Below are 2,691 nucleotides of genomic sequence, written 5' to 3' on the forward strand. Positions count from 1 at the left end.
ACCGAAACTCTCTCGCTGTTTCTCGCCCAGGCACTCTCAGCGGATGGTAGTTGCCGGCAAGTGGTCAATGACGCCATGGTCAAACGGCTTATTGGCGGATTGACACCCGGCAGCACGGCGACCGGCGGCTACTGCCGAGCGCGCAAGCGTTTACCGCAGGGGATGATCTCAACACTGGCGAGGTACACCGGAGGCATTGTTGCTGAGGGTGCCGCCTCCTGGTGGCATTGGCAAGGTCGGCCAGTACGCTTGGTGGACGGCGCCACGGTCACCTTGTCGGACACCGAAGCGAATCAGGCGCAGTTTCCACAGTCGCGTAGCCAGAAAGCCGGGCTGGGGTTTCCGCTGTGTCGGGTGGCGGCGCTGCTGTGCCTCGGCAGTGGTGCCTTGCTCGATGCGGCGACCGGTCCCTGTGTCGGAAAAGGCGGTGATGAACAAAGCCTACTACGCGAGATGCTCGACTCGCTCAATGAGGGTGACATTCTGCTCGGTGACGCCTTCTACGCCACCTACTTTTTGCTGTGGGAATTGAACCGCGGGGGCGTCGATGGCCTGTTCGAACAGTACGGGGCCCGCAAGCGCAGCACCGATTTCAGTCAGGGCGAGCGGCTCGGGGCACGCGATCATCTCATTGTTTTGAGCAAGCCAACAAAAAAGCCCGATTGGATGAGTCCTTACGAATACGACCGGGTACCCGATACGCTGACGGTTCGGGAGTTCGAAGCCGGCGGCAAGATCATGGTCACCACCTTCCTCTGCCCCAAGGCGACACCCAAGAAGCAACTGAAGGGGCTGTATCGCAGCCGCTGGCATGTCGAACTGGATCTGCGTTGCATCAAGAGCACGCTGGGCATGGAACACTTGCGCTGCAGGACGCCGGAGATGGCCATCAAAGAACTGTGGGTCTATCTGCTGGCCTACAATCTGATTCGGCTACTGATGGCTCAGGCGGCCTTGTTGGCCGATCAGATCCCCCGACAACTGAGCTTCAAACATACCGTGCAGCTATGGATGGCTTGGCAGCAACGCGGCGGTGCGACCCACGATGGTTGCTCCATCCATGCCCTGCTGGTGTTGATCGCCAAAGCCCGAGTGGGCTTACGTCCCGGCCGCATTGAGCCGCGCGCCGTGAAGCGACGACCGAAACCCTTTCCGCTACTCACCCAAGCGCGCGCCACCGCCAGAGCAGAGGTTCGCGAACATGGGCATCCAAAGAAACAAAGGTGAGGTCAGACGCGCGAATGGCCCATGTATTCAGGGTGTTATGAGGGATGGCGCTTAAGTAAGCGCCATTCCCTTCTGAGCGGTGTTCCAGGCACCTTTCTCTCGTCTTGTGAAGAACCCTCAGGATTGATCCCGTCATCTAATAGGGATGGTACTTCTCCAGGTGTGGTTGGATGTCCTATCCCTTATCCTTTATCAACGAATAGTGCCACTCGACGGTGCTAGAATTTCGCGCCGATAACCTCGGACATGGGTCTTCACATGCTGCCTGTTCCACGGACTCGCTTTCTGAGCCTGCGGGCAGGCGATACTGCGTGGCATCCCAGCAGCAACCGAGGAGCCGCATAATGCAAGCACCGACGACAAGTTTCTACGATTGGCAACAGCGTTTCGCCACCGAGCAAGCGTGCTTGGACGCCATCGTCGCCCAACGCTGGCCGGAGGGGTTTCGCTGTCCCCATTGCGGGCATGATCACGGCTGGCTGTACGCGCCACGGCATCGCTACGAATGCGCGCGTTGCTACCGCCAGACTTACATCACCTCAGGGACAGCGTTTCACGGTTCGCGTGTGCCGCTGACCAAGTGGTTCTGGTCGTTGTATCTGATCAGCGCCGACAAAGGCGGCATCTCTGCATTGCGGCTGTCGAAGATCATCGGCGTGCAGTGGCGCACCGCCTACAAGATGCTGAGGAGCTTGCGCGCGGCTATGGCTGAGCGCGACAGCCTCTATCGGCTCACCGAGTTGGTCGAAGTCGACGATGCCTACATCGGGGCCAACAAGACCGGCAAGGCGGGCCGCGGCGGCGGGCGCATACCGGTGCTGGTGGCAATCGAGAAGACCGAGGAGGGCAGGCCTGGGTTCGTTGCGATCGAGGCGCTCGACTCGCTCGCCAAGGCGCAGATCGTCGACTTCGCGCAGCGCCGCCTGCAGCCCGATGCCGTCTGTCATACCGATGCCTTCCCGTCGCTGTCGGGGTTGGCCGTGCAGGCCACCCACATCGCCAAGATCACACCGCCCGAGGAGGCCGACCAGTGGCTGCCGTGGGTCCACATCGTCATTGCCAACCTCAAGCGCTTTCTGCTCGGTACCTTCCATGGCGCGGTGCGAGCCCATCGCTTGCAGGAGTACATCGATGAATTCGTCTATCGCTTCAACCGTCGCTACTGGGAAGAGCAGATCCCCAACCGGTTGCTGGCACTGTGCGTCGGCGCAAGTGGATCGGCCCTGTGTGGAACAGGCGCGTAGTACAGACCCATGTTCGTTAATATCACCCCGACCTGGCCGACCACCATGGTGAGGAAAGACCAAAATCGTTGATCGGAGATCATCTGCTTTTTTACGTAGGTTCTCCAGCCCTTCCCTATCAAGATCACCAGCTAGAAGAACATGCCGCTGCCCATTCATAACTAGACCAACAACAACATTGAGTGCATGACGACCTATTTGCTTTTCTTCTCCTTTTCTC

The 2,691-nt window shown here is 59.5% G+C and carries 2 protein-coding genes; both read left to right on the plus strand.

The window, feature by feature from the left end; all coding sequences use genetic code 11:
- On the plus strand, positions 1-1,227 hold a 1,227-nt coding region (locus ACQY6C_RS14670), incomplete at its 5' end, for an IS4 family transposase (protein WP_427970015.1).
- A gap of 344 nt (positions 1,228-1,571) precedes the next feature.
- Positions 1,572-2,471: an IS1595 family transposase gene (locus ACQY6C_RS14675; protein ID WP_427970017.1), complete on the plus strand. Its 900-nt coding sequence runs from the start codon at positions 1,572-1,574 to the stop codon at positions 2,469-2,471.
- Positions 2,472-2,691 lie beyond the last annotated feature (220 nt).

The sequence above is a fragment of the Altererythrobacter sp. genome, from assembly GCF_050299635.1.
Lineage (GTDB): Bacteria > Pseudomonadota > Alphaproteobacteria > Sphingomonadales > Sphingomonadaceae > Erythrobacter.